We start from the raw sequence: 26,366 nt of genomic DNA, 5'->3' as shown, positions 1-26,366 counted from the left end.
ACGGGGGCTCCCGTGCACGGCGCGCGCACCGCCGTGCACGGGAGCGGGGCGCGGCCCCTACCGGTCCAGCGCGGCGATCACCAGGCGGGCCGTCTCCGTCGGGGTGCCGCCCACCCGGACGCCGACCGCTTCGAGGGCCTCCTTCTTGGCCTGGGCGGTGCCGGAGGAGCCGGAGACGATGGCTCCGGCGTGGCCCATGGTCTTGCCCTCGGGAGCGGTGAATCCGGCGATGTAGCCGACGACCGGCTTGGTGACATGCTCGCGGATGTGGGCGGCGGCCCGCTCCTCGGCGTCGCCGCCGATCTCGCCGATGAGGACGATCAGTTCGGTGTCGGGGTCGTCCTGGAAGGCGGCGAGGCAGTCGATGTGGGTGGTGCCGACGACGGGGTCGCCGCCGATGCCGACACAGGTGGAGAAGCCGATGTCGCGCAGTTCGTACATCAACTGGTAGGTGAGGGTGCCGGATTTGGAGACCAGGCCGATGCGGCCGGGCTTGGTGATGTCGGCGGGGATGATGCCGGCGTTGGACTGGCCGGGGGTGATCAGGCCGGGGCAGTTGGGGCCGATGATGCGGGTGCCGCGCCGGCGGGCGTAGGCGGTGAAGGCGACGGAGTCGTGGACGGGGATGCCCTCGGTGATGACGACGGCGAGGGCGATCCCGGCGTCGGCGGCCTCGGTGACGGCGGCCCTGGCGAAGGCGGGCGGCACGAAGACGACGGTGGCATCGGCGCCGGTGGCCTCCATGCCCTCGTGGACGGTGCCGAAGACCGGGACCGCGCGGTCGTCGAAGTCGATGCTGCGGCCGGCCTTGCGGGGGTTGACGCCGCCGACCACCTGGGTGCCGGCGGCGAGCATCCGCCGGGTGTGCTTCATGCCCTCGCCGCCGGTCATGCCCTGGACGAGGACCTTGCTCTCCTTGGTCAGGTAGATGGCCATGTCCGGCTCCTCAGGATGCGGCGTGGGCGAGTTCGGCGGCGGTGCGGGCGGCGTCGTCCATGGTGGACGACTGGCGGAGCAAGGGGTGCGCGTGCGCGTCGAGGATGGTGCGGCCCCGGACGGCGTTGTTGCCGTCGAGCCGGACGACGAGGGGTTTGGTGAGGGTGACGGTGTCCAGGGCCTGGACGATGCCGTCGGCGACGGCGTCGCAGGCGGTGATGCCGCCGAAGACATTGACGAAGACGGACTTCACATCGGGGTCGGAGAGGATGACGGAGAGTCCGTCGGCCATGATCTGCGCGGAGGCGCCGCCGCCGATGTCCAGGAAGTTGGCGGGGCGGGCGCCGCAGCCGGCGACCACGTCGAGGGTGGACATGACGAGTCCGGCGCCGTTGCCGATGATGCCGACCTCGCCGTCGAGCTTGACGTAGTTGAGGCCCCGTTCGGCGGCGACGGCCTCCAGCGGGTCGTCGTGCTCGGTGGCCTCGGCGCCCCAGCGGGCCTGACGGAAGCTCGCGTTGTCGTCGAGGGTGACCTTGCCGTCGAGGGCGAGGATCCTGCCCTGGGCGGTGCGGACCAGGGGGTTGACCTCGACGAGGAGGGCGTCCTCGCGGATCAGTACGTCCCAGAGGCGGACCAGGACGTCCACGGTCTGCGGGGGGAGTTTGGCGGCCAGGGCGATCTCGCCCGCCTTGGCGGAGGTGACGCCGGTCGCCGGGTCGATCGGAATGCGGGCCACCGCTTCCGGCCGAGTTGCGGCGACCTCCTCGATGTCCATACCGCCCTCGGCCGAGGCGATGGCCAGGAACTGACCTGCGGCGCGATCAAGGACGTAGGAGACGTAGTACTCGCTCGCGATGTCCACGGGCTGGGCCAGCATCACCGTGCGGACCGTGTGGCCCTTGATGTCCATCCCGAGGATCTGACGGGCTGTCAGTTCGGCGGCGGCCGGGTCGGCGGCGAGCTTGACACCGCCCGCCTTGCCCCGCCCGCCCGTCTTGACCTGGGCCTTCACCACGACCCTGCCGCCCAGTCGGCGGGCGATCTCGCGGGCCTCCTTGGCCGAGTCGGTGACCTCGGCCCGCGGCACCACGATGCCGTGCTCTTCGAAGAGTTCCCTTGCCTGGTGTTCGTACAGGTCCATCTCGGCTCCTGACTGAAAGTGTCGCACGCCCCCTGGACACCACCCACCGGATGCGGGATAACAAGCTTCATACAGTATTCGTCGACTGTATGCAATGTACCGCGAGACCGTTCCAACCCCCTACGAAGGGACAGGACTTCGCCATGCCTGACGACAGCCGCGACCGGAACGAGCAGCTCATCTCGGGTGGGCACCTCGTCGCCAAGGCCCTCAAGGCGGAAGGTGTGGAGGTCATCTACACCCTGTGCGGCGGCCACATCATCGACATCTACGACGGCTGCGTCGACGAAGGCATCGAGGTCGTCGACGTCCGCCACGAGCAGGTCGCCGCCCATGCCGCCGACGGCTACGCCCGGATCACCGGCAAGCCCGGCTGTGCCGTGGTCACCGCGGGGCCCGGCACCACCGACGCCGTCACCGGGGTCGCCAACGCCTTCCGCGCCGAGTCACCCATGCTGCTCATCGGCGGCCAGGGGGCGCTCACCCAGCACAAGATGGGGTCCCTCCAGGACCTCCCGCATGTCGACATGATGAACCCGATCACCAAGTTCGCGGCGACCGTGCCGGACACGGCCCGCGCGGCGGACATGGTGTCGATGGCGTTTCGGGAGTGCTTCCACGGCGCCCCCGGACCCTCCTTCCTGGAGATCCCGCGCGATGTCCTCGACGCCAAGGTCCCGGTCGAGAAAGCGCGCGTACCGCAGGCCGGCGCCTACCGGGCCTCGACCCGCTCGGCCGGTGACCCCGAGGCCATCGAGAGGCTCGCCGACCTGCTGGCGCACGCCGAGAAGCCGGCCATCCTGCTCGGCAGCCAGGTCTGGACCACCCGCGGCACCGAGGCCGCCATCGAACTGGTCCGGAGCCTGAACATCCCCGCCTACATGAACGGCGCCGGCCGCGGCACCCTGCCGCCGGGCGACCCGCACCACTTCCAGCTCTCCCGCCGCTACGCCTTCTCCCACGCCGATGTCATCGTGATCGTCGGCACCCCCTTCGACTTCCGGATGGGCTACGGCAAGCGGCTCTCCGCCGACGCCACCGTCGTCCAGATCGACCTGGACTACCGCACCGTCGGCAAGAACCGCGACATCGACCTCGGCATCGTCGGTGACGCCGGACTGGTGCTGAAGTCCGTCGCCGAGGCCGCCACCGGGCGGCTCAACGGCGGTGCCTCCCAGCGCAAGGAGTGGCTGGACGAGCTGCGCGCCGCCGAGCAGACCGCCCTGGAGAAGCGGCTGCCCAGCCTCAGGTCGGACGCCTCGCCCATCCACCCCTACCGGCTGGTCAGCGAGATCAACGACTTCCTCACCGAGGACTCCATCTACATCGGCGACGGCGGCGACATCGTCACCTTCTCCGGCCAGGTCGTCCAGCCGAAGTCCCCGGGGCACTGGATGGACCCCGGGCCGCTCGGCACCCTCGGCGTCGGGGTCCCGTTCGTCCTCGCGGCCAAGCAGGCCCGGCCCGACAAGGAGGTCGTCGCGCTCTTCGGCGACGGCGCCTTCTCCCTGACCGGCTGGGACTTCGAGACCCTGGTCCGCTACAACCTCCCCTTCGTCGGGATCGTCGGCAACAACTCCTCCATGAACCAGATCCGCTACGGCCAGGCCGCCAAATACGGCAAGGAGCGCGAGCGGGTCGGCAACACCCTCGGCGACGTCCACTACGACAAGTTCGCCCAGATGCTCGGCGGGTACGGCGAGGAGGTCCGCGACCCGGCCGACATCGGCCCGGCGCTGCGCCGCGCCCGCGAGTCCGGCAAGCCGTCGCTCATCAACGTCTGGGTCGACCCGGACGCGTACGCCCCCGGAACCATGAACCAGACCATGTACAAGTGAGGTGATCCGGTGACCGCCAAGGCACTCGAAGGCATCCGCGTCCTGGACATGACCCATGTCCAGTCCGGGCCCTCCGCGACCCAGTTGCTCGCCTGGCTCGGCGCGGACGTGGTCAAACTGGAGGCCCCGTCCGGTGACATCACGCGCAAGCAGTTGCGTGATCTGCCCGATGTGGACTCGCTCTACTTCACGATGCTGAACAGCAACAAACGCAGCATCACCCTCAACACCAAGACCGAACGCGGCAAGGAGATCCTCACCGAGCTGATCCGGCGCTCCGACGTCATGGTCGAGAACTTCGGACCGGGCGCGGTCGACCGCATGGGCTTCACCTGGGACCGCATCCAGGAGATCAATCCCCGTATCGTCTATGCCTCCATCAAGGGGTTCGGCGAGGGCCCGTACACCAACTTCAAGGCGTACGAGGTCGTCGCGCAGGCCATGGGCGGGTCGATGTCGACCACCGGGTTCGAGGACGGGCCGCCGCTGGCGACGGGGGCCCAGATCGGTGACTCGGGAACCGGTGTGCACGCCGTGGCGGGCATCCTCGCGGCGCTCTACCAGCGGGAGCACACCGGGCGCGGGCAGCGGGTGAACGTGGCCATGCAGCACGCGGTGCTCAACCTCTGCCGGGTGAAGCTGCGCGACCAGCAGCGCCTGGCCCATGGTCCTCTCGCCGAATATCCCAACGAGGACTTCGGCGACGAGGTTCCCCGCTCCGGCAACGCGTCCGGCGGCGGCCAGCCCGGCTGGGCCGTGAAGTGCGCGCCGGGCGGCCCGAACGACTATGTGTATGTGATCGTCCAGCCCGTCGGCTGGGCGCCCATCACCGAGCTGATCGGCCGTCCCGAGCTGGCCGAGGACCCCGAGTGGGCGACCCCGGAGGCCCGGCTGCCCAAGCTCGGCAAGATGTTCCAGCTCATCGAGGAGTGGTCCGCGACGCTGCCCAAGTGGGAGGTGCTGGAGAAGCTCAACGCGCACAACGTCCCGTGCGGGCCGATCCTCTCCACCCGGGAGATCATCGAGGACGCCTCGCTGGCCACCAACGAGATGGTCGTGACGGTCCCGCACCCGCAGCGCGGCGAGTACGTCACCGTCGGCAGCCCGCTGAAGCTGTCCGACTCCCCCGTCGACGTGGTCGCCTCCCCGCTGCTGGGCGAGCACAACGAGGCGGTCTACGTCGGCGAACTGGGCCTCGGTGACGAGGAACTGAGCCTGCTCAAGTCGAACGGAGTGATCTGACGTGATGGCGGAAGACCGGGTGCTGAGGGTGCGTACCCTCCTCGACGCGGTGCGGGCCGAGGGGCGGACCGCGCTGACGGCACCCGAGGGCAAGATCGTCGCCGACGCCTACGCGATCGCCGTACCGGGCGAGGAACTGGCGACGGACGTCGACGAGGCCGTGGCGTACGCGGCGCGGTTCGACGGACCCGTCGTGATGAAGATCGTGTCCCCGGACATCCTCCACAAGACCGATGCCGGTGGTGTCGTCGTCGGGGTGGAGGGCGCGGCCGATGTGCGGGCCGCGTTCCACCGGATCGTGGACAACGCGCGCGCGTACGACGCCGGTGCCCGGATCGAGGGCGTGCAGGTGCAGGAGTTGCTGCCTCAGGGGCAGGAGGTGATCGTCGGCGCGGTCACCGACCCGACGTTCGGCAAGGTGGTGGCGTTCGGCCTGGGCGGGGTCCTCGTGGAGGTCCTCAAGGACATCACGTTCCGGCTGGCGCCGGTCAGCGGCGACGAGGCGCTGTCGATGCTGGACTCGATCCGGGCGGCGGAGATCCTGCACGGGGTGCGCGGCGCGCCGGCCGTGGACCGGTGGGCCGTCGCCGAGCAGATCCGCCGGGTCTCCGAGCTGGTGACGGACTTCCCGGAGATCGCCGAGGTCGACCTCAACCCGGTGATCGCCACCCCGGACGGCGCCCTGGCGGCCGATATCCGGGTGATCCTCTCCGACGCCCCCGTCAAGCAGCGGCGGCAGTACACGCGCGCGGAGATCCTCACCTCGATGCGGCGCCTGATGCAGCCGTCCTCGGTGGCGGTCATCGGCGCGTCGAACGAGCAGGGCAAGATCGGCAACTCGGTCATGCGCAACCTGGTCGACGGCGGTTTCGCGGGCGAGATCCACCCGGTGAACCCCAGGTCCGACGACATCCTCGGCCGCAAGGCGTACAAGAGTGTCACGGACGTTCCCGGTGAGGTGGATGTGGCCGTGTTCGCCATTCCCGCCCAGTTCGTGGCGGCGGCGCTGGAGGAGGTCGGCCGCAAGAGGATCCCCAACGCGGTGCTGATCCCCTCCGGGTTCGCCGAGACCGGTGAGCAGGAGTTGCAGGACGAGATCGTGGCCATCGCCGAGCGGCACGGCATCCGGCTCCTGGGCCCGAACATCTACGGCTACTACTCGACCTGGCAGGACCTGTGCGCCACGTTCTGCACGCCCTACGACGTCAAGGGCGGGGTCGCGCTGACCTCGCAGTCGGGCGGCATCGGGATGGCCATCCTGGGCTTCGCCCGCACCACCAGGACCGGCGTGTCGGCCATCGTGGGCCTGGGCAACAAATCGGACCTGGACGAGGACGACCTGCTGACCTGGTTCGGCGAGGACCCGCACACCGAGTGCATCGCCATGCATCTGGAGGACCTCAAGGACGGCCGCGCCTTTGTGCGGGCCGCTCGCGAGACGGTGCCCAGGAAGCCGGTCGTCGTCCTCAAGGCGGGCCGTACGGCGGCGGGCGCCAGGGCGGCCGGTTCGCACACCGGCGCCCTGGCGGGCGACGACGCGGTGTACGACGACATCCTGCGGCAGGCGGGCGTCATCCGGGCACCGGGCCTGAACGACATGCTGGAGTACGCGCGCGCGTTGCCGGTGCTCCCGGCCCCTCGGGGCGACAACGTCGTGATCATCACCGGGGCGGGCGGCAGCGGGGTGCTGCTCTCCGACGCGGTCACCGACAACGGTCTGTCGCTGATGGAGATACCGGACGACCTGGACGCCGCGTTCCGCGCCTTCATCCCGCCCTTCGGGGCCGCGGGCAACCCGGTGGACATCACCGGGGGCGAGCCGCCGTCGACGTACGAGGCGACGATCCGGCTCGGGCTGGAGGATCCCCGGATCCATGCGCTGGTCCTCGGCTACTGGCACACCATCGTCACGCCTCCCATGGTCTTCGCGGAGTTGACCGCGCGCGTGGTGGCCGAGTTCCGGGAGCGCGGCATAGCGAAGCCCGTGGTGGCCTCGCTGGCCGGGGACGTCGAGGTCGAGGAGGCGTGCCAGTACCTCTTCGAGCGGGGCGTCGTGGCGTATCCGTACACCACCGAGCAGCCCGTAGCCGTGCTGGGCGCCAAGTACCGCTGGGCGCGGGCGGCGGGCCTGTTGGGGGGCGGTTCATGAGCTGAGGGAGCGGGGGCCGGCCGGGCGGTGGCCGCCGGCCGGCCCCGGGCCCGAGCGCGCACGCGAGTGCACACGAAAGGCATGGACAGGGGGCGCTGGCCAGAACTTTCGACGCAAGGGGTGCAAGGAATCATGACTACCACCGACGTTCCACAGGTGGCCTCGTACCGCGAGGTGACCGACAAGAACGGACGCGTCTACCGCGTCGGCGAGTCCGACATCGACGTCATGGGACGCAAGCGCAAGTGGATGGTCATCCTGCCGTGGATCGGCATGATGGGCATCTCGTCCGCCGAGTACGCGTTCGCGTCGGCGGAGGACACGCTGCACATCGCGCACAGTTGGAACAGTCTGCACATCTTCTGGATGATGACCGTCTGGATCTTCTTCCAGGCGGCCGTGGCCTTCCCCGCCGGAAAGCTGCGGGAGAGCGGCAAACTGCCGGCCCGCTGGGCAATGATGCTCGGCGCGGCGGGCACCTTGGCGGGTTATGTGTCGCTGGCCTACGCGCCGCATGTCATCGTCGCCTATATCGGCTTCGGCATGTTCAGCGGTATGGGCGCGGGCATGGTGTACGCCACCTGCGTCAATATGGTCGGCAAATGGTATCCGGAGCGCAAGGGCGGCAAGACCGGATTCGTCAACGGCGGTTTCGCCTATGGTTCGGTGCCCTTCGTGTTCCTCTTCACCGGCTACATGGACATCACCAACTTCCGCTGGGTGCTGGTCTCGGTGGGTGTGTTCCTGGCCGGTATCGTGGCGTTCGCCGGGTTCTTCTTCCGGGACCCGCCGAAGAACTGGTGGCCCGCCGATATCGACCCGCTGAACCCGCCGAAGGATCCGCGCGCGGCGCGTTCGCTGCGGATGAATCCCCCGGCGGTGCACCAGTACACGCCGAAGGAGGCGTGGAAGACCGGCCGGGTGGCGCTGATGTGGTTCTGTCTGGCCTGCACGTCCGGTGTGAACATCTTCGGTATCGCCTTCCAGGTGGACATCGGTGAGGAAGCCGGATTCGCGGGCGGCATCGTGGCCACGGCGATGTCATTGAAGGCCATCGTCAACGGCACCGGCCGCGGTGTCATCGGCTGGCTCTCCGATCTGTACGGCCGCAAGCGCTGCCTGCTGGTGGTCTGTGTGATCCTGGGGCTCTCCCAGTACGGCATTCTCTGGTCGGCGGAGATCCAGAACCTGCCGCTGTTCCTGGTGTTCTCCTCGATCTCCGGATTCGGCGGCGGCGCCATCTTCCCGATGTTCGCCGCGCTCACCGCGGACTACTTCGGTGAGAACAACAACGCGTCCAACTACGGCATGGTCTACAGCGCCAAGCTGGTCTCCGGTCTCGGCGCGGGCATGGGCGCCGTGGTCGTCGGCGCCTGGGGGCATTCCGGGGCGTTCATCCTGGCCGGTTCCATTTCGCTGTTCGCCGGCTGCATGGCCCTGTTCCTCCAGCCACCGGGACGCGACAACGACAAGCGCATCACCCCCAATCCCCAACCGCTCGGCGAGGAATCCGCGTGACATGACGGCAGATCCGTAGCCGGCACAGAACAGAAGAGCACGTCGTCGTCCGACGCCGCACACCGTCCCCCACCGCGAAATGTCCGACGCGCGCGGCCGGCTCCACCACATCGGTGAGACCGACCGACCGCGATCTCCTCGGCCATTCCCGCACGATCATGGTGTACCCGGCGTGGCTCGCGATGGTCGCCGCGGCCGTCGCGCCACCGCTGCGCGGGCCTGGGCGCGGCGCGACCGGTGGCCGGGTCGCGCCGACCGGACCGCAGCCGCAGTCGGCGGGCTGAGCCGCAGGGTCCCGCCGCGCCACGGAGGAGGCCCTCCCCGGTCACCGGGGAGGGCCTTCTCATCCGTGCGTGGGCCGTGCGGTCAGCACTTCTCGCGCAGTGAGTGCAGGTGCTCGCTGGAGCGGCGGGCGAAGCGGAAGGAGTCGCCCGGGTTGTCGTGCTCGGCCTGCCAGTGGTGGTACTGGCGCTGGCCGCGCAGCCGGGTGACCGCCGAGATGAACTTCTGGTAGTCGATGTCACCGTCGCCGACATCGGTCATGTTGTAGCCGTAGGCGGTCGACGGGTCGTACTCGCCGTCCTTGACGTGGAACAGGGGGTAGCGGTCGGGCTGCTTGAGGACGTAGCGCACCGGGTCGAAGGGGGCCGGGGTGCCGTCGGGGCGCTTGGAGAAGCGGTGCTGGCCGACGAACGCCCAGTAGATGTCCATCTCCAGGTAGACGAGGTCGGGGTCGGTCTCGGCGAGCAGCACGTCGTAGAGCCGGACCTTGGGGTTGTCGGTGGCGAAGGAGAACTCCTCGGAGTGGTTGTGCTGGTAGAACTTCATGCCCCGCTTGCGGGCGGCGGCGCCGTAGGTGTTGAACTCCTCGGCGGCGCGCTTCCAGGCGTCGACGGTGGAGCCGTAGCGGAACGGGCCCGAGGCGGTGCCGATGTGCTTGAGGCCGAGAGCCTGGGCGTCGTCCAGGACCTTGGTGAGGTTCTGCGCGAAGGTGTAGGCGTTGGGGTCGCTGGAGTAGTAGCCGACGTGGCTGCCGATGGGGTTGAGGCCGTGGCTCTTCGCCAGCCGCTTGAGCTGGGCGAGGGTGATCGGGCCGGCCGCGCCCTGGCTGTAGCCGGCCAGCTCTATCTCGTCGTAGCCGTAGCGCTCCAGCTCGGCGAAGACGGGGGCGAAGCCGAGGGTGGAGATCTTGTCGCGGAGGCTGTAGAGCTGGATGCCGAGGCGCCCGGGGGGCAGCACGGGACGGCCCCGGCCACCGCGGCTGTCGGCGGCGGCCTGCGCCGGGGCGGCGGCACCCACCAGCGCGGCGGCGGAGGCACCGGCGGCCACGCCGAGCATGCCTCTTCTGCTGAGGCGGTGGGACAGTTCGGGGTCGTTCGCCTTGCTGGTGCGGGACGTGCGGCTCATGGGAACTCCTTGTGATCGCGGGGCGTTGTCAGTGGTGAGTGCTTCACTGATGACCAGTGAGAACTACTGATGAGCAGTCAGCGGGCGCTCACCGCTGGGATGGCGTCGGATCGCCGGGTCCGACGGGCCGGCCGAGGCCGGCGAGATGGAGCAGGAGTGACTTGACATCGGTGGCCGCTACGCGGTCTCCGACAGCGCGGGGGGTGGAGCAGATGATGAGCGGACCGTCGTCGTCGCTCAAGGGCAGGCGGCCGTGGCTGCCTCGTACGGGTGAGGGATCCAGAGGCACGACCGCCATGCGGTAGCGCATGCCGAGCTTCTTGCGGGCCAGCGCGGTCGCCGCCTTGACCTTCACATAGGGATCCTGGGGATCCATGAACAGCTCGACCGGGTCGTAGCCGGGTTTGCGGTGGATCTCGACGAGCTGCGCGAAGTCGGGCGCGCGGTCGTCGTCGAGCCAGTAGTAGTACGTGAACCAGGCGTCGGGTTCCGCGACGGCCACGAGTTCCCCTGCGCGCGGATGGTCCAGACCCTGGGCCTTCTTGCCCTCGTCGTCCAGGAGCTGCTCGATGCCGGGCAGGCCGTCGAGGGCGGCGCGGGTGGCGTCGAGGTCCTCGGGGCGGCGGACATAGACATGGGCGATCTGGTGGTCGGCGACCGCGAAGGCGCGGGAGGCCATCGGGTCCAGGTACTCCATGCCGGCCTGGGTGTGCACGTCGAGGAGTCCGGCGCGGCGCAGGGCCCGGTTGATGTCGACGGGCCGGTTCACCGGGGTGATGCCGTACTCGGACAGGGCGACGACGGTACGGCCCTCGGCGCGGGCGTCGTCCAGGAGCGGGGCGAGGGCCGTGTCGAGGTCGGCGGCGGCCCGGTGGGCGCGGGGGTCGTCGGGGCCGAAGCGCTGGAGGTCGTAGTCCAGGTGCGGGAGGTAGCACAGGGTGAGATCGGGGTGGCGAGTGCGGTTGAGATGGCGGGTGGCGTCGATCAGCCACTGGCTCGAGACCAGATCGGCGGTGGGGCCCCAGTAGTGGAAGAGGGGGAAAGTGCCGAGTTTCGCGGTGAGTTCGTCGTGCAGGGCGGGGGGCCGGGTGTAGCAGTCGGGTTCCTTGCGGCCGTCGGCGTAGTACACGGGACGGGGGGTGATGGTGTAGTCGGTGTCGGCGCCCATGGCGTACCACCAGCCGACGTTGGCGACGGTGTAGCCGGGGTGGGCGCGGCGGGCGGCGTCCCAGATCTTGTCGCCGCCGACCAGGGCGTTGTGCTGGCGCCACAGCAGGACCTCGCCGAGGTCCCGGAAATACCAGCCGTTGCCGACGACACCGTGTTCGGAGGGGGTGGTGCCGGTGAGGAAGGTGGATTGCACGGAGCAGGTGACGGCGGGCAGGACGGTGCCGAGCGGGGCGCGGGAGCCGGCCCCTGCGACGGCCTTGAGGTGGGGCATGTGGTCGAGCAGACGGGGGGTGAGACCGACGACGTCGAGGACCAGGAGGGGGGTGGGGCCGCTGTCCCCGGAGGCGGCCGGGGGATGCGGAGGCGGGGTCACGGCAGCTCCTTGAGTCCGAGGTCGGTCAGCAGATCGCGGGCGAGGGTGAGTTCGGCGGCGATGCCGTCGGCGAGCTGGTTGCGGGCGCGGGGCCGCAGCTCGGGCGGGAGGGCCTGCCAGGTGTAGGTCTCGACCTCCAGATGGCGGGTGAGGGGGACGGGGCCGCCGACGAGGTGGGTCAGGGTGGTGCGCAGGACGGGGAGCGTGGAGGTGAGGGGTGCGGCGGGGGCCGCGTGCAGGGGGACATGGAAGTGGGAGCGCCAGGGGGCGGCGTCGGGGAGGTGGTCGCCGGTCAGGGCCTCGCCGAGGTCGTCGGTGCCGCGCAGGCCGGCGGCGGTGGCGGTGCGGGTCTGGTGCAGGAAGCGGGGTTCGTCGAAGGCGGCGAGGGCCTCGCGGACCTCGGGGAGGTGGGGCTGTTCGGCGTGCAGGGCGGCCGAGAGCTGGGTTTTGACGACGGGGACGCCGTGGGCGGTGAGGGCGTCGAGGGCGGTGTGCGGATCTTCGAAGGAGGTGGCGAGATGACAGGTGTCGACACAGACGCCGATGCGGGGATGGCCGATGCCGGTGAGCGGGGCGAGGGCGTCGGCGGTGGTCTCGACGACACAGCCGGGTTCCGGCTCCAGGCCGACGCGCAGGGAGCGGCCGGTGAGTTCTTCCAGGGCGTCCAGGCGTTCGGCGAGGGTGCGCAGGGCGGTGCGGGCCGTGTCGAGGCGCTCGGGATCGGCGGCGGTGCGCCAGGCGAGGGGGAGGGTGGAGATGCTGCCCTCGGAGACATCGTCGGGGAGGAGTCCGGCGAGCAGCCGGGCGAGGGCGGTGGTGTACTCCAGCCGCTCGGGGTCGGCCCAGTCGGGCCGGTAGACGCGGTACTTGACCTGTTCGGCGCCGAAGCCCTCGTAGGGGAAGCCGTTGAGGGTGACGACCTCCAGGCCGCGCTGGTCGAGTTCGGTGCGCAGGGTGCGCAGCGCGGAGGGGTCGGAGACCAGGGTGCCGGCGGCGTCCTTGGCGAGCCAGAGGCCGATGCCGAGGCGGTCGCGGCCGAGGCGGCGGCGGACGGGTTCGCAGTGGTCGCGGAGCTGGGCGAGGACTCCGTCGAAGGTCTCCGCCGGGTGCACATTGGTGCAGTAGGCGAGGTGGACGGTGGAGCCGTCGGGGTGGCGGAAGCGCATCGCTCACTCCCCGCCGCGCAGGATGGAGTTGCCCTCGTGGGTGGCTTCGGTGGCGGTGACATCGAGGGTGTCGACGGTGAGGCGTCCGCTCAGCCCGTAGAAGGCGATGGGGTTGCGCCACAGCACCCGGTCGACGTCGTCGTCGGTGAAGCCCTCGGCCAGCATGAGGTCGGCGACCCTGCGGGTCTTCAGGGGGTCGCTGCGGCCCCAGTCGGCGGCGGAGTTCACGAGCACCCGCTCGGGGCCGTACTCGCGCAGGACGGCGACCATCCGGGCCTCGTCCATCTTGGTGTCGGGGTAGACGGAGAAGCCGAGCCAGCAGCCGCTGTCCTTGGCCTCCTTCACGGTGGTCTCGTTGAGGTGGTCGATCAGGACGCGGTCCAGGGGCAGCGCGGACTCGCGGACCACGTCGACGGTGCGGCGCAGTCCGGTCAGCTTGTCGCGGTGCGGGGTGTGCACCAGGGCGGGCAGCCCGTGGTCGGCGGCGAGCTGGAGCTGGGCGGACAGGGCGGTGTCCTCGGCCGGGGTCATGGAGTCGTAGCCGATCTCGCCGACGGCGACGACCTGGTCCTTGACGAGATAGCGGGGCAGCGCGTCCAGGACGGGCAGGCAGCGCGGGTCGTTGGCCTCCTTGGGGTTGAGGGCGATGGTGCAGTGGTGGGCGATGCCGTACTGGGCGGCGCGGAAGGGTTCCCAGCCGAGGAGGGAGTCGAAGTAGTCGAAGAAGCTGGCGGGCGAGGTGCGGGGCTGGCCGAGCCAGAAGGCGGGTTCGACGACCGCGCGGACGCCTGCCGCGTACATGGCCTCGTAGTCGTCGGTGGTCCTGGAGGTCATGTGGATGTGGGGATCGAAGATGCGCATCAGGACTCCTTGCCATGGGGGTCGGCCGTGCCGCTCTCCCGGCCGGTCGGGGGGCCGGGCAGGAGACCGGACGGGGGGCCGGACGTGGTCAGGGTCAGCACCCGGTGCAGGTCCCCGGGGACGTCGCGGCCGGCGGCGGTGCGTTCGGCGGCGTAATCGGCGAGCATCCGGGCCAGTTCGCCGTCTCCTGCGGCGCGCCGGGCGAGGTCCGTGACCTCGGCGACGGGCACACCGGTGAACAGGCACTTCAGCACCGCGTGGCGCCAGGAGTGAGGGGTGAGATGGGTGGCTCCGTAGGGGCCGAGGGCGGCGGCGACCAGGGTGGTGTCGTTGGTGCGCAGGGCGTCCTCGACCAGCGGGAGGGCCTCCGGGCCCGGGACGAGATGGGTGAGGGCGTGCAGGACGGCGCGGCGTTCGGCGGCGGTGCCCTGGGAGTAGACCCGGTCGAGGGCGGCGGCGTCGGCGCGGGCGGCGTGCAGGATCAGCACGCGGGCGGCGTCGGCGTGATCGGGGCCGCAGCGGCGGCCGGCCTCGGCGAGCCGCAGCTCCCACACGGAGATCGGGCCATGGGTGCCGGGGTTCTCGGCGGCCTCCTCCAGGGCGCGGTCCAGCCAGTTGGCGGCGGACTCGTCGAGCCGGGTGGTCAGCAGCGTGCGCAGGTCGCCCAGGGGGGTGCCGGTGGGCTGGAGGGCGGGGCTGCCGGGGTGGTTCATCGGGGGCTCCCTTGTGGGGATGGCGCGGCATGGCGGAGGAACGGGAGGGAGAGTTCCGCGTAGTACGGGCCCGCGTGGGAGTGACGGGGCAGTTCCACGACGGTCAGTCCCCGGTAGCCGGTGGCGGCGAGGGCGCCGAGCACCTCGGGGAAGTCGATCTCGCCCTCGCCGAGCGGGAGGTGCTCGTGGACGCCGCGGCACATGTCCTCGATCTGGACATGGCGCAGCCAGGGTGCGGCGGCGCGGACGCAGTCGGCGGGCGGGAGCGGTTCCAGGCACTGGCAGTGGCCGATGTCCAGGGTGAGGCCGAGGTGCTCGGGGTCGCCGAGGGCGCGGCGCAGCCGGTGGAAGTCGGCGAGGGTGGCGAGGAGGTGACCGGGTTCGGGTTCGACGGCGAGGGGGATGCCGGCGGTGGTGGCGGCGTCCAGGACGGGGGTGAGGGTGTCGGCGAGACGGGCCCAGGCGGTGTCCGGGTCGGTGCCGGGCGGGAGGGTGCCGCTGAAGCAGTGCACGGCGTGGGCGCCGAGGTCGGCGGCGATCGTCACCGCGCGCAGCAGCAGGTCCACCCGGCGGGCGCGGTCCTCGGGGTCCGGGTCGAGGAGCGAGGGGCCGTGCTTGCGGCGGGGGTCGAGGACATAGCGGGCACCGGTCTCGACGGTGACCTCCAGGCCCAGCTTGTCCAGGAGGTCGGCCGTCCTGCGGGTCCGGGCGGCGATGTCCGGGGCGAAGGGGTCGAGATGCATGTGGTCGAGGGTGAGACCGAGGCCGTCGTAGCCGAGGTCGGCGAGGAGGTGGAGGGCATCGTCCAGGCGGAGATCGGCGAGGCCGTTGGTGCCGTAGCCGAAGCGGAGGGGGTGGGGGTGGGGGTGGGGGTCGGGTGCGCCGGGGGTGTCGGCGCGTCCCGGCGTTCGGGGCGCGGCGGGTGTCCGCCCAGTACCGGTCGTCGACTGCTGCCGCGTCGGCTCGCCCTGTGGCTCGGGGGTCACGGGTGTCCGCCCTGTACCCGTCGTCCACTGCTGCCGCGTCGGCTCGCCCTGTGGCTCGGGGGTCATGTGACGCTCACCTTCTTCGCGAAGCGGGCCGCGAGGGGGCCCAGGGCGGCGATGGCCAGCGCGGTGACGGGGGCGCCGGAGCGGGCGGACAGGGCGGCCTGGAGCGGGATCGTGGCACGGATGCCACCGCCTACGGCCCGTTGGGTGAGCGGAGGTGAGGGGTTGAGGGCGGCGTGGAAGTAGGGGCGGGCCGCGGTGGAGGCGTAGAGGAGGGCTAGGGCGGTGCGCAGGGTGGTGGGCAGGTTGGTGCCGGGCGGGACGGAGGTGGACGGGGGGCGGAAGGTGATGCCGGGTGGGATGGGCGCGGAGGGGGCGCGGGTGGTGGCGGGGAGGACGGGTGGGAAGGGGGCGGGTGAGGGGCCGTTGCCGGGGTCCGGCGGGAAGCGGCCGGGTGAGGGGCGGGTGCCGGGGCCCGGCGGGAGAGAGCCGGGTGAAGGCCGGGTCCCGAAGCGCGACAGGAGAAGGCCAGGTGAAGGGCCGCCGCCGAGGTCCGGCGGGAAGGGGCCGGATGAAGGGCGGGTGCCGAAGCGCGCCCGGAAAGAGCCAGGTGAAGGGTGGTTGCCGAGGTGCGGTGGGACGGGCGTGGGCTGTGGAGGGGGCGTGGTGCCCGGCAGGCCCCGGGTGGCTGCATCGCCGGGGCCTGCCGGGGGTCGGGTGGTGAGGTGGGACAGCAGTGCGGTGGCGGCGAGGGCGGCGAGCGGGACGAGGGGGGCGCCGCCCTGGGTCTCGTTGCGGGAGACGGTGGTGACGGCGAGGGTGTGGGTGCCGAGGAGTGCGGCGGACGGGAGGGCGGTCCGGGTCTGCCCGGTGGTGGCCGCCGCGCCGAGCAGCAGGTCCAGGGCGCGGGCGCCGGCCATGGCGACGGGACCGGCCGGGGTGTGCTTGAGACCGAGGTCGTAGGCCCAGACGGTGGCCGCCAGCGGGGCGGCGACGGTGAGGGCGGGGCGTCCGGCGCGGGCGGCGAGGGCGAGACCGGCGAGGGTGAGGACACCGGCCGCGGCGAGGGCCTCGGCGGGGCGGATCCGGCCGGAGGGGAGGGGGCGGTGGGGCCGTTCGGCGGCGTCCTCGTCGCGGTCGGCCCAGTCGTTGAGGGCCATACCGGCCTCGTAGAGACAGAGAGAGGAACCGATGGCGAGGAGTGTGCGGGAGGTGGGGCGGACGCCGGTCGCGGCGACTCCGGCGAGGGCGTCGCCGGGGACGGTGAACAGGGCGGGCAGCCGGAGGAGTTCGGCCCAGGCGCGGGTACGGGCCGGGAGAGGGAGCGGTTTTCCGTCCGGGGTGCCGAGGTCGTGGTTGCTCCGGTCACCCGTAGCCCGGGCGCCCGTACCCCGGTCGCGGGTGCCCCGCGAGCGCAGGGCGTCCGGCCCGGCGCTCGGCTCGTCGGCGTCGATGTCGAGGTCGTCGTCCTCGCCCCAGCCGCCGTCGGCGGAGGATGAGGGGCGGCGGCGCAGCCCGAGGATCGCGGCGCCGAGGGATGCGGCACGGGAGGGTGTCGACGGTGTCCGGGATGTCGGCCGCCCCGGCGCACCGGGCACGCTCGGCGCCCCCTCCCGGACCGAGGCGCGGGGGCGCGCGGAACCTGAAGCCGAGCCCGTGCCCCAATCCGAGCCCGGACCCGGACCAGAGCCCGAGGCCGAGCCGGACCCCGAAGCCGGCCCCGGACCCGGACCCGGACCCGACCCCGGACCCGAGCCCGAATCCGAGCCGGAATCCAAAGCCGGACCCGAGCCCGAACCCCAAGCCGAGCCGGAACCCGAAGCCGAGCCCGAACCGGAAGCCGACCCCGAACCGGAAGCCGAAGAACCCGAGCCCCCGGAGCCCCCGGAGCCCTCAGAGCCCCCCGAGCCATCCGCCCCCGCCCCACCCCCCGCCCCGGCCCCCAGCCGGGCTGCGATCAGGACGCCCACCGGTAGCAGCACGGCGAGCCCTGTGGTCAGTGCCCGGGTCCTCATGCCGGGTCCCCGCCGTCGGTCGTCGGGGGTGTCGCCTCGGTGCGTGGGCCCGGGGCCCCCCGGGTCTCGCCCTCCACCGCCCGCAACCGCTCCCCCAGCCCCACCAGTTCCCGGTACTGGTCCCCCAGCGCCGCCGGGCCGTGGCCCACCGGGTCCTTGAAGTAGAAGCCCAGTTCGGAGAGGGGACCGGTGAGGCCGGCCTCGTGGGCGCGGGCGGTCAGCCGGGCCAGGTCCAGGACCAGCGGAGCGGCCAGCGCGGAGTCGCAGCCCTGCCAGATGGTCTGCATGATCATGCGGGTGCCGAGGAAGCCGTCGAAGGCGATGTGGTCCCAGGCGGTCTTCCAGTCGCCGAGGGCGGGGACGTCGTCGATGTGGACCTCGCCCTCGGGGGCAGCGCCCAGTGTGTCGGCGAGGACGCGTTCCTTGCCGGCGTTCTTGGCCGCGGCGGCGGCCGGGTCGGCGAGGGCGGCGCCGTCTCCGCCGCCGAGCAGGTTCGCCCCGGACCAGGCGCGGACGTTCAGCGCGCGCTGGGCGAACATCGGGCCGAGGACCGAGCGGAGCAGGGTCTGCCCGGTCTTGCCGTCGCGGCCGGCGTAGGGCAGTCCTCGGGCGAGGGCCTCGCGGGCGGCGACGGGGTGGTGCAGCCCTTCGGAGGGGGTGAAGTTGATGTAGGGGCAGCCCGCGCGCAGGGCGGCGAGGGCGTAGAGGGTGGAGGGCGGGAGGGTGCCGCCGGTGGACGCCGGTTCGGTGGAGGCGACGTTGACGACGACTGTCCGGGCCAGGTCGTGGCGGTGGACGAAGTCGCGGATGTCCGCGGTGAAGGCGGCGATCAGCTCGGCCTCGGTGCGGGTGTCGCCGGGGGTGGGGCCGCCGGGGCGGATCTCACGGTCGGCGGCGGTCAGTTCGGCGGCGACGGCGGTGGTCAGACCGGGGGGCAGGACGCCGCCCGCGGTGAGGGCCTCGGCGCGTTTGGGCAGGGGGCAGTCGACGGTGTCATGGCCGCCGAAGACCAGATCGGACAGGGCGGGCAGAGCGCTGTCGGTGAACGGGGGTGTCTCGGTCACCATGCCGGTGGGCGGGTGCAGTCCCGCGGTGACCGCGGCGCACCCCGTGACGACGGTGGTGGCGACGGAGCCTCGGGCTCCGATCAGCCACACCCCGACACGCGGTCGGGAGAGGGACGCGGACATGGGCAGCCTCCTTGTCGTGCGCGAATCCCAATAGGCCCGGAGGGGCCGGGATGACCCGGAGCCGACCCCGGAGGGAAGGCCCCGAAAACCCGGGACCGACCCCGGAGGGAACGGCCCGGAAACCCCGGGACCATCCCGCAGGGAACGACCCGGAATCCCTGGGACCACCCCGCAGGGGAACGCCCCGGAAACCCGCACCGTCCCCGGACGGAACGGCCCGGAACCCCCGGTTCCTCCCCGAAGGGCACGGCCCGGAACCCCCGAGACCACCCCGGAAGGCAACTCCCCGGAACTCCAGAACCCAAGCCCCGGAGCCCAAGCCCGGACCCAAGCTCCAGAACCCAAGCTCCAGAACCCAAGCCCCAGAACCCAAGGCCCAGGACCCCGGACCCCGGATCCCTGACCCCTGGCCCTGACCTCTGGCCCCGGAGGGAAACCCCGGAGAAGACTCCGGAGGGAAACCCCCGGAAGGGAACCCCCGAAGGCGAACCCCCGGAAGAAGAGACGGCGGGCGGGGGTCCGGCGTCCCCCGCCCGCCGCCGTTCGGTTACCCGGAGACGGGCAGTTCCTTCACCTGGATGTTGCGGAAGGAGACCTGGTCATTGGCGCCATGGTTCTGGAGGCCGATGTAGCCGTCGGCCAGGCTCCGCTGGGGGTCCTTGTTGGTGAAGTCGTTGATCTTGACTCCGTTGAGGAACACCTGGAGGCGTTCGCCCTGGACCTTGATCTCGTAGGAGTTCCACTGGCCGGGGGGCCGCAGAACCTGGTCACGGGCCTTGATGTTGGCCGACTTGAAGGAGTAGACCGAGCCGGTGGTGCGGTCGGGCGCGTCCGTCGCGTCGATCTGGATCTCGTAGCCCTTGGTGACGGCGGACCAGGGGTCGTCGGAGGCCGGGAAGCCCACGAAGATCCCGGAGTTGTCGTCGCCGCGCATCTTCCAGTCCAGCTTGAGCGAGTACGACTTCAGCTCCTTGGCCTGGTACCAGAGCAGGCCCATGCCGCCCTCGGAGACCAGGGTGCCGTTGCTGACGTTGAACTTGCCGGGGCCGGCCTGCTTCCAGCCGTCCAGGGTCTGGCCGTTGAAGATCTTCCGGTAGTCCTTGTCCGGCTTGCAGTCGGCCTTGACCTGGCCGGTGGCGTACTGCATGCCGCCGAGCAGATGGGCCCGGAAGGCTTCCTCGGTGTAGGACTCCTTGGTGTGGCCGCCGCCGGTGTAGAAGGACCGGCCGCCGCCGTAGGACTGGCACCAGGCGATCGGGTGGTCGCCCTTCATATTGCCGCCGGAGTAGGTGGTCTCGTCCAGGGTGGCGAGGACCTTGGCCTGCTCACGCGGGTTGGTGCGGTAGTTGTACCACTCGTCGGTGCGCTCCCAGGTCTCGCCGAGGTGCGCGGTGGACGGGTGGTCGTGGTCCTCGACGCGGACGGTGGCCTTCTGGATCTGCGGGTGGGAGTCGAAGTAGGCGCCGACGAGGCCGCCGTAGAACTCCCAGTCGTACTCGGTGTCGGCGGCGGCGTGGATGCCGATGTAGCCGCCGCCGTTCTTGACGTAGTTCTCGAACGCGGTCTGCTGGGCCGCGTTCAGCACGTCACCGGTGGTGGAGAGGAAGGCGACGGCGTCGTACTTGGCGAGGTTGGCCGTGGTGAACTGGCCGGCCTCCTCGGTGGCGGTGACGGAGATGCCGGCCGGGCCGCCCAGCTCCTTCAGGGCCGCGACTCCGGCCGGGATGGAGTCGTGGCGGAAGCCCGCGGTCTTGGAGAAGACCAGGACCTTCTTGCCGCCCTTGAACGGCTCCGTGGAGAACTCGAAGTCGTCGATGTCGTAGAGCGCGCCGGGGCCGCCCTTGAAGACCAGGAAGATCTCGGTGGTCTTCTTGGGGAGCGAGCGCAGGGGTACGTCGACGTCCTGGAAGGTCTCCCAGCTCCCGGTCGGCGGGATGTACGCCGAGCCGTGCAGGGGGCCGTCGGGGGAGCCGGTGCGCAGCTCGATGAAGCCGCCGGCGCCGCCGGAGGAGGCCCGTACGGTCATCTTCTTCTGCCCGTCGAACTTGTAGGGCGTGAAGGAGATCCAGTCGCCGTCGTCGATGTCGCCGACGGTCTTGCCGCCGTTGGCGGCGGGCTTGTCGTAGGTGCGGATGCCGGACTGGTTGCCGAAGTGCTCGGCCTGGCGGTGCAGCGGCTGGAGAACGGTCCGGGCGGTGCCGGTGAGGGCCTCCTGGCCGTTCGCGCCACCGTCGGTGTAGCTGGCGCCGACGACACCGTAGATGTTGGCGTTGGGGTCGTGGCCGCCGTCACCGGGCGGCGGGTTGAGGGTGCCGGTGCAGCCCTGCTCGCTGGTCAGCTCATGGGCGTGGGAGTCGTGGCCGAGGCTGTAGGAGACCTTGACCTTGGAGCAGTCGATGTTCTCCTCGGGGTCGGTGACGGTCACCTTGAACGGGACCGGCTTGCCGAACTCGGCCAGGGTGCCGTTGCCCGGGAGGTCGATCTTCACCTTGGGTTCGGTGTTGCCGACGACGATCCGGACGCTGGCGTTGCCGGTGTTGCCCTCGGGGTCGGTGGCGGTGAAGGTCGCGGTGTAGGTGCCGACCTTCTTGTACTTGTGGGTGGGGTTGAGGCCCTCGCCCTTGGTGCCGTCGCCGAAGTCCCAGGCGTAGGTCAGCTCGGGCGAGTCGGCGTCGGTGGCGGAGCCGGTGAAGGCGACCTTGAGGCCGGCGGCGCCGGAGGTCTTGTCGGCCTTGGCCTCGGCGAGCGGGGAGAACCCGTCCTGGGCGTACTCGATGCGGTACAGCGCGGAGTGCTCGTCGCCCTGGAACCAGGAGACACCGTAGTCGAGGACGTAGAGGGCGCCGTCGGGCCCGAAGTCCATGTCCATGATCTGGGTGCCGGTCCACGGGAAGCTGTTGATGGAGGCGACGGAGCCGTCCCCGTTCTGCTCGATCCGCTTGATCCAGCGGCGGCCGAACTCACCGGCGAAGAAGTCGCCGTCGTACGCCTCGGGGAACTTGACGCTGGACTGGAGGTTCGGGTCGTAGCGGTAGACCGGGCCCGCCATCGGGGACTCGGAGCCGCTGCCGAACTCGGGCACGGACCCGCCGTCGTACGGGATCCAGGCGGCCTGCGCGGGCGGCAGGTCGACCAGGCCGGTGTTGTGCGGCGAGGTGTTCTTGAGGTTGGCGCAGTCGAACTTGGCGCCGGAGGTGCCGGTGCCGAAGTCGTAGTCCACATACGGCTCGTTGTTGCCGACGCAGAACGGCCAGCCGAAGTTCGCGGCCTGGGTGACCTTGGCGAACTCGACCATGCCGGCCGGGCCCCGGTTCGGGTTGGCGGAGCCTGCGTCGGGGCCGTAGTCGCCGACGTAGACGATGCCGGTCTGCTCGTCGACGCTCATCCGGAACGGGTTGCGGAAGCCCATCGCGTAGATCTCGGGACGGGTCTTGTCCGTGCCGGGGGCGAAGAGGTTGCCGTCCGGGACGGTGTACGAGCCGTCGTCGGCGACCTTGATGCGCAGGATCTTGCCGCGCAGGTCGTTGGTGTTGCCGGAGCTGCGGCGGGCGTCGAAGGCCGGGTTGCGGTTGGCGCGCTGGTCGATCGGCGTGTAGCCGTCGGAGGCGAAGGGGTTGGTGTCGTCGCCGGTCGACAGATAGAGGTTGCCGTCCGCGTCGAAGTCGATGTCGCCGCCGACGTGGCAGCAGATGCCGCGGGAGGCCGCGACGTCCAGGACCTTCTTCTCGCTGGCCAGGTCCAGGGTGCCGTTGGGGTTCAGGGTGAACCGGGAGAGGCGGTTGACGCCGTCGAACTTGGCGAAGTCGGCGGCGGTGCCGGTCTCCGGGGCGTCGCCCGCGGGGGTGTTGAGCGGCGGGGCGTAGTAGAGGTAGATCGCCCGGTTGGTGGTGAAGTCGGGGTCGATGCCGACGCCCTGGAGGCCCTCCTCGTCATGGGTGTAGACGGGGACCTTGCCGGCCACCTTGGTGACACCGGACTGGTCGGTCAGGCGCAGGGTGCCGTCGCGGGAGGTGTGCAGGACGCTGCGGTCCGGGAGGACGGCCAGGGACATCGGCTCGCCCATCTCGGGCTCGCCCTTGGCGAGCGGCACCTGCTGGAACTGCTCCTCGGCGACGGCCGGCTCCTCGTGCTCCGGGTGCCCGGGGTGGGCTCCGGCCACGGTCGCCGGGGTGCCCACGGCCAGCAGCAGGCCGGTGAACAGGGCGACGGCGGTGCGCAGTCGGGGGCGCCTGAGGAGGCGGTCGGTTCTCAGTCTGGTTCTGTGCACGAATTCCCTCCGGGAACGGGGGTGGGCCGTACGGGGTGGGTGCCTCTGCGGGGGGGGTGCGGGGGTGTGGGGGGTGGGTTGCCGTGGGGGTGTGTAGGCGTGGGTGCGGGCGCCGGGGTACGCCGTCACCCCGGAGGTCTGTGTGTCCTGAACGCGGTCCTGAACACTTCAGGGACGGTAACCGCCTCTGTGCGGGGCGAACAGCCCTTGCGTCAGGATCGGTCCGACTTTTTCCCATCACGGGACAAAGCAGGATTCGGGCAGGTCGGAGGGGGGACGGGCGGTTGCTCCGGGCCCGTCCCCGACCTCCTGTCAGGAGCGTGGGATCAGCGGTTGAAGGCGGCGTCGAAGGACGCGCTGGGCGGGTCGAAGTCGAACGCCTTGAGGCGGGTGAGCGCCTCGGGGGCGCCCTGGAGCCGGTCCATCCCGGCGTCCTCCCACTCCACCGAGATCGGCCCCCGGTACTCGATCGAGCGGAGCATCCGGAACACGTCCTCCCAGGGCACGTCCCCGTGACCGGCGGAGACGAAGTCCCAGCCGCGGCGCGGATCGCCCCAGGGCAGATGGGAGCCGAGCCGTCCGTTGCGGCCGTCGAGGCGTTTACGGGCCTCCTTGCAGTCGACGTGGTAGATCCGGTCGCGGAAGTCCCACAGGAACCCCACCGGGTCGAGGTCCTGCCAGACGAAGTGCGAGGGGTCGAAGTTCAGGCCGAAGGCGGGGCGGTGGTCCACCGCCGCCAGGGCCCGCTGGGTGGTCCAGTAGTCGTAGGCGATCTCGCTGGGGTGCACCTCGTGGGCGAAGCGCACGCCCTCGGCGTCGAAGACGTCCAGGATCGGGTTCCAGCGGTCGGCGAAGTCCTGGTAGCCCCGTTCGATCATCGATTCGGGGGCGGGCGGGAACATCGCGACCAGATGCCAGATCGCGGAGCCGGTGAAGCCTATGACGGTGTCCACGCCGAGGGCCGCCGCGGCGCGCGCGGTGTCGGCGATCTCGGCGGCGGCCCGCTGCCGGACGCCCTCCGCGTCGCCGTCGCCCCAGATCCGCGCCGGGAGGATGCCCTGATGGCGTTCGTCGATGATGGCGTCGCAGACGGCCTGCCCGACCAGATGGTTGGAGATGGCCAGGCACTTCAGGCCGTACTTCGCCAGGAGCTGGTGGCGGCCCTTGACGTAGTCGGGGTCGGCGAGGGCCTTGTCGACCTCGAAGTGGTCGCCCCAGCAGGCGAGTTCCAGTCCGTCGTAACCGAAGTCACGGGCGAGCCGGCAGACCTCCTCCAGGGGGAGGTCGGCCCACTGACCGGTGAAGAGGGTGAAGGTACGCGGCATCTGACGTGGCCTCCTAGACCGCGATCGGGGTGTAGACGGAGTTCTTCTCGGCGCTCTCCTCGACGGCGGCCAGGACCCGCTGGACCTGGAGCCCGTCGGCGAAGGAGGGGGTGGGGGCGCGGCCCTCGGCGAGCGCGTGCACCAGGTCGCGGGCCTGGTGGACGAAGGTGTGCTCGTAGCCGAGGCCGTGGCCGGGCGGCCACCACGCCTCCAGATAGGGATGGCCGGGCTCGGTGACGAGGATGCGGCGGAAGCCGTTGTGCTCGTCGGGCTCGGTGGCGTCGTGGTACCAGAGTTCGTTCAGCCGCTCCAGGTCGAAGGAGAGCGAGCCGCGCTCGCCGTTCAGTTCCAGCCGCAGGGCGTTCTTGCGGCCGGTGGCGTACCGGGTGGCCTCGAAGGAGGCCAGGGCGCCGGACGGGAAACGGGCGGTGAACAGGGCGGCGTCGTCCACGGTGACCTCGCCGGTGCCCTCCGCCGCCGCGGCCGACAGCCCACTGGCCGCGCCGGGCAGCGGCCGGTGCCGTACGAAGGTCTCGGTGATCGCGGAGACCCCGGCCAGCCTCTCCCCCGCCAGATACTGGGCCAGGTCGATGATGTGGGCGCCCAGGTCGCCGAGCGAGCCGGAACCGGCCTGGTCCTTGCGCAGCCGCCAGGTCAGCGGCGCCGCCGGATCGGCCAGCCAGTCCTGGAGGTAGGTGACCCGGACATGGCGCAGGGTGCCGATCCGGCCCTCGGCGACCATCTTGCGGGCCAGGGCGGTGGCGGGCACCCGGCGGTAGTTGAAGCCGACCATGGCGAGCTGGCCCCGGGCCTCGGCGGCCTCGGCCGCCTCGGCCATCGCCACCGCCTCCTCCACGGTGTTGGCCAGCGGCTTCTCGCACAGTACGTGCTTGCCCGCGGCCAGCGCGGCGAGGGCGATCTCGGCATGGCTGTCGCCGGGGGTGCAGATGTCGACGAGGTCGACGTCGTCGCGGGCGATCAGCGCGCGCCAGTCGGTCTCGGCGGCGGCCCAGCCGTGCCGGTCGGCGGCGGCGCGCACGGCCTGTGCGTCCCGGCCGCAGATCACGGACATCTCCGGGCGCAGCGGCAGATCGAAGACGCGGCCCACGGTCCGCCAGCCCTGGGAGTGGGCGGCGCCCATGAAGGCGTAGCCCACCATGCCGATCCGCAGCGCGGGTCTGGCTGCCGGGTCGGTGGTGCCGGTACCGGAGACGGCGGTCCGGTCCGACTCCGCCGCCCCGGCCTCGTCCGCCTGCTGCTGCCCGCCGGCGTCACTCGTTCCCGGCGTCGTGGCCGCTGCCCCTGCGGGCTGCTGCGGCTGTCCCATGGATCAGTCCTCTCGTCGTGGTGGCGCGGTGGGGGGTCGGGTCCGGTGTTCCGTCCGGGCGACGGGGTGGGCCGTCCGGCCTGGCGACAGGGTCCGGGCGTCCGCCCAGGCCGCACGGTCCGGGCGTCCGCCCCGGGTACGCGGTCCGGGTATCGGGTCCGGTACGCGGTGCCGGGGTGTCCTGCCGGTACGCGGTCCGGGTCGGCGCCGGGGCGCGGTCCGGGTCGACGCCGGTGGGCGGGTCGGGCTCGGCGCGGGGGCGCGGTCGGGGCGCGGGCCCTGATCGCGGTCCGGGCGTCGGCCCTGAACGCGGTCAGGGCGTCGGCCCCGATCACAGTCAGGGCATCCGCCCGATCGCGGTCAGGGCGTCAACCCCTACCGCCGTCCGGGCATCCGCCCCGAACACGATCCGGGCATCCGCCCCAACCACGGTCCGGGCATCCGCCCCGATCGCAGTCACGGCATCCGCCCCGGCAACGCGGTCCGGGCACAGAGCCCGGCCCACGCCCCCGGCGTCAAGGCCGGTTGCCGGTACCCGGTCAGGGCGTCGGCCCCGGTGCACGGTCCGCGGGGTCACGGGGATCGGGTCACCCCTGCGGACCGTGCACCGGTCGCGGCCGAACCGCCGGACGAGTCGCCGCCGGTTCCGCCGGACGTTCCCGCCGGACGGAACCCGGCGAGTCCGAGGCGGCCCCCGGCGAGTCCCTGGCGGATCACCGCCAAGTCCCCATCGGGG

General features: G+C 71.5%; 18 protein-coding genes. 5 read left to right on the top strand and 13 right to left on the bottom strand.

Annotation, left to right across the window (positions count from 1 at the left end):
* Positions 1-57 precede the first annotated feature (57 nt).
* Together sucD and sucC are read right to left on the bottom strand one after the other, a co-directional pair.
* Entirely contained in the window at positions 58-936 is an 879-nt protein-coding gene (gene sucD / locus AB0O01_RS31035; RefSeq protein WP_365318567.1) for a succinate--CoA ligase subunit alpha, read from the bottom strand.
* 10 nt (positions 937-946) lie between these two features.
* A complete protein-coding gene (gene sucC / locus AB0O01_RS31030; protein ID WP_365318565.1) occupies positions 947-2,080 on the bottom strand; it encodes an ADP-forming succinate--CoA ligase subunit beta in 1,134 nt (377 codons plus the stop codon).
* 143 nt (positions 2,081-2,223) lie between these two features.
* Between sucC and AB0O01_RS31025 the strand changes: the two genes are divergently transcribed.
* From AB0O01_RS31025 to AB0O01_RS31005, 5 genes are all read left to right on the top strand, one after another.
* Positions 2,224-3,918, top strand: a complete 1,695-nt coding sequence (locus AB0O01_RS31025) for a thiamine pyrophosphate-binding protein (protein ID WP_365318564.1) — start codon at positions 2,224-2,226, stop codon at positions 3,916-3,918.
* A 9-nt stretch (positions 3,919-3,927) separates the two neighbouring features.
* Positions 3,928-5,160 (top strand): formyl-CoA transferase, encoded by a 1,233-nt coding sequence (frc, locus tag AB0O01_RS31020; RefSeq protein WP_365318563.1) that lies wholly within the window; start codon positions 3,928-3,930, stop codon positions 5,158-5,160.
* Positions 5,161-5,164: 4 nt separating this feature from the next.
* Entirely contained in the window at positions 5,165-7,309 is a 2,145-nt protein-coding gene (locus AB0O01_RS31015) for an acetate--CoA ligase family protein (RefSeq protein ID WP_365318681.1), read from the top strand.
* Positions 7,310-7,441: 132 nt separating this feature from the next.
* The gene (locus AB0O01_RS31010) at positions 7,442-8,827 is read left to right on the top strand and encodes an OFA family MFS transporter (RefSeq protein WP_365318561.1); all 1,386 of its coding nucleotides are present in this window, start codon (positions 7,442-7,444) and stop codon (positions 8,825-8,827) included.
* Between the two features lie 113 nt (positions 8,828-8,940).
* The gene (locus AB0O01_RS31005; RefSeq protein ID WP_365318559.1) at positions 8,941-9,111 is read left to right on the top strand and encodes a hypothetical protein; all 171 of its coding nucleotides are present in this window, start codon (positions 8,941-8,943) and stop codon (positions 9,109-9,111) included.
* An 82-nt stretch (positions 9,112-9,193) separates the two neighbouring features.
* Here AB0O01_RS31005 and AB0O01_RS31000 read toward each other — a convergent pair whose 3' ends face one another.
* The 11 genes from AB0O01_RS31000 to AB0O01_RS30950 form a co-directional block, all read right to left on the bottom strand.
* The gene (locus AB0O01_RS31000; RefSeq protein ID WP_365318558.1) at positions 9,194-10,234 is read right to left on the bottom strand and encodes a sugar phosphate isomerase/epimerase; all 1,041 of its coding nucleotides are present in this window, start codon (positions 10,232-10,234) and stop codon (positions 9,194-9,196) included.
* Positions 10,235-10,322: 88 nt separating this feature from the next.
* Positions 10,323-11,777: a nucleotide pyrophosphatase/phosphodiesterase family protein gene (locus tag AB0O01_RS30995; protein WP_365318556.1), complete on the bottom strand. Its 1,455-nt coding sequence runs from the start codon at positions 11,775-11,777 to the stop codon at positions 10,323-10,325.
* Positions 11,774-12,943: a metabolite traffic protein EboE gene (gene eboE, locus AB0O01_RS30990; RefSeq protein WP_365318555.1), complete on the bottom strand. Its 1,170-nt coding sequence runs from the start codon at positions 12,941-12,943 to the stop codon at positions 11,774-11,776. The genes AB0O01_RS30995 and eboE overlap by 4 nt, the downstream gene beginning before the upstream one ends.
* A 3-nt stretch (positions 12,944-12,946) precedes the next feature.
* Complete coding sequence (locus AB0O01_RS30985) at positions 12,947-13,804, bottom strand: TatD family hydrolase (RefSeq protein WP_365318553.1); 858 nt, start codon at positions 13,802-13,804, stop codon at positions 12,947-12,949.
* A complete protein-coding gene (locus AB0O01_RS30980) occupies positions 13,804-14,517 on the bottom strand; it encodes an EboA domain-containing protein (RefSeq protein WP_365318551.1) in 714 nt (237 codons plus the stop codon). Before AB0O01_RS30980 ends, AB0O01_RS30985 begins: the two co-directional genes overlap by 1 nt.
* Entirely contained in the window at positions 14,514-15,569 is a 1,056-nt protein-coding gene (locus AB0O01_RS30975) for a sugar phosphate isomerase/epimerase family protein (protein ID WP_365318550.1), read from the bottom strand. Before AB0O01_RS30975 ends, AB0O01_RS30980 begins: the two co-directional genes overlap by 4 nt.
* Positions 15,566-17,104: an SCO3242 family prenyltransferase gene (locus tag AB0O01_RS30970; protein ID WP_365318548.1), complete on the bottom strand. Its 1,539-nt coding sequence runs from the start codon at positions 17,102-17,104 to the stop codon at positions 15,566-15,568. The genes AB0O01_RS30975 and AB0O01_RS30970 overlap by 4 nt, the downstream gene beginning before the upstream one ends.
* A gap of 413 nt (positions 17,105-17,517) precedes the next feature.
* The gene (locus tag AB0O01_RS30965; protein WP_365318547.1) at positions 17,518-18,711 is read right to left on the bottom strand and encodes an inositol-3-phosphate synthase; all 1,194 of its coding nucleotides are present in this window, start codon (positions 18,709-18,711) and stop codon (positions 17,518-17,520) included.
* A 547-nt stretch (positions 18,712-19,258) separates the two neighbouring features.
* Positions 19,259-22,978 carry a ThuA domain-containing protein gene (locus AB0O01_RS30960; RefSeq protein WP_365318545.1) on the bottom strand — a complete coding sequence of 1,240 codons (3,720 nt, stop codon included), beginning with the start codon at positions 22,976-22,978 and terminating at the stop codon, positions 19,259-19,261.
* A gap of 326 nt (positions 22,979-23,304) precedes the next feature.
* Positions 23,305-24,303, bottom strand: coding sequence for a sugar phosphate isomerase/epimerase family protein (locus tag AB0O01_RS30955; RefSeq protein WP_365318543.1), 999 nt, complete (start codon positions 24,301-24,303; stop codon positions 23,305-23,307).
* A gap of 13 nt (positions 24,304-24,316) precedes the next feature.
* Complete coding sequence (locus AB0O01_RS30950; RefSeq protein ID WP_365318541.1) at positions 24,317-25,630, bottom strand: Gfo/Idh/MocA family oxidoreductase; 1,314 nt, start codon at positions 25,628-25,630, stop codon at positions 24,317-24,319.
* Between the last annotated feature and the right edge of the window lie 736 nt (positions 25,631-26,366).

The sequence above is a fragment of the Streptomyces sp. NPDC093252 genome, assembly GCF_040683675.1.
GTDB lineage: Bacteria > Actinomycetota > Actinomycetes > Streptomycetales > Streptomycetaceae > Streptomyces.
This window is presented reverse-complemented; position numbering and strand designations above follow the sequence as displayed.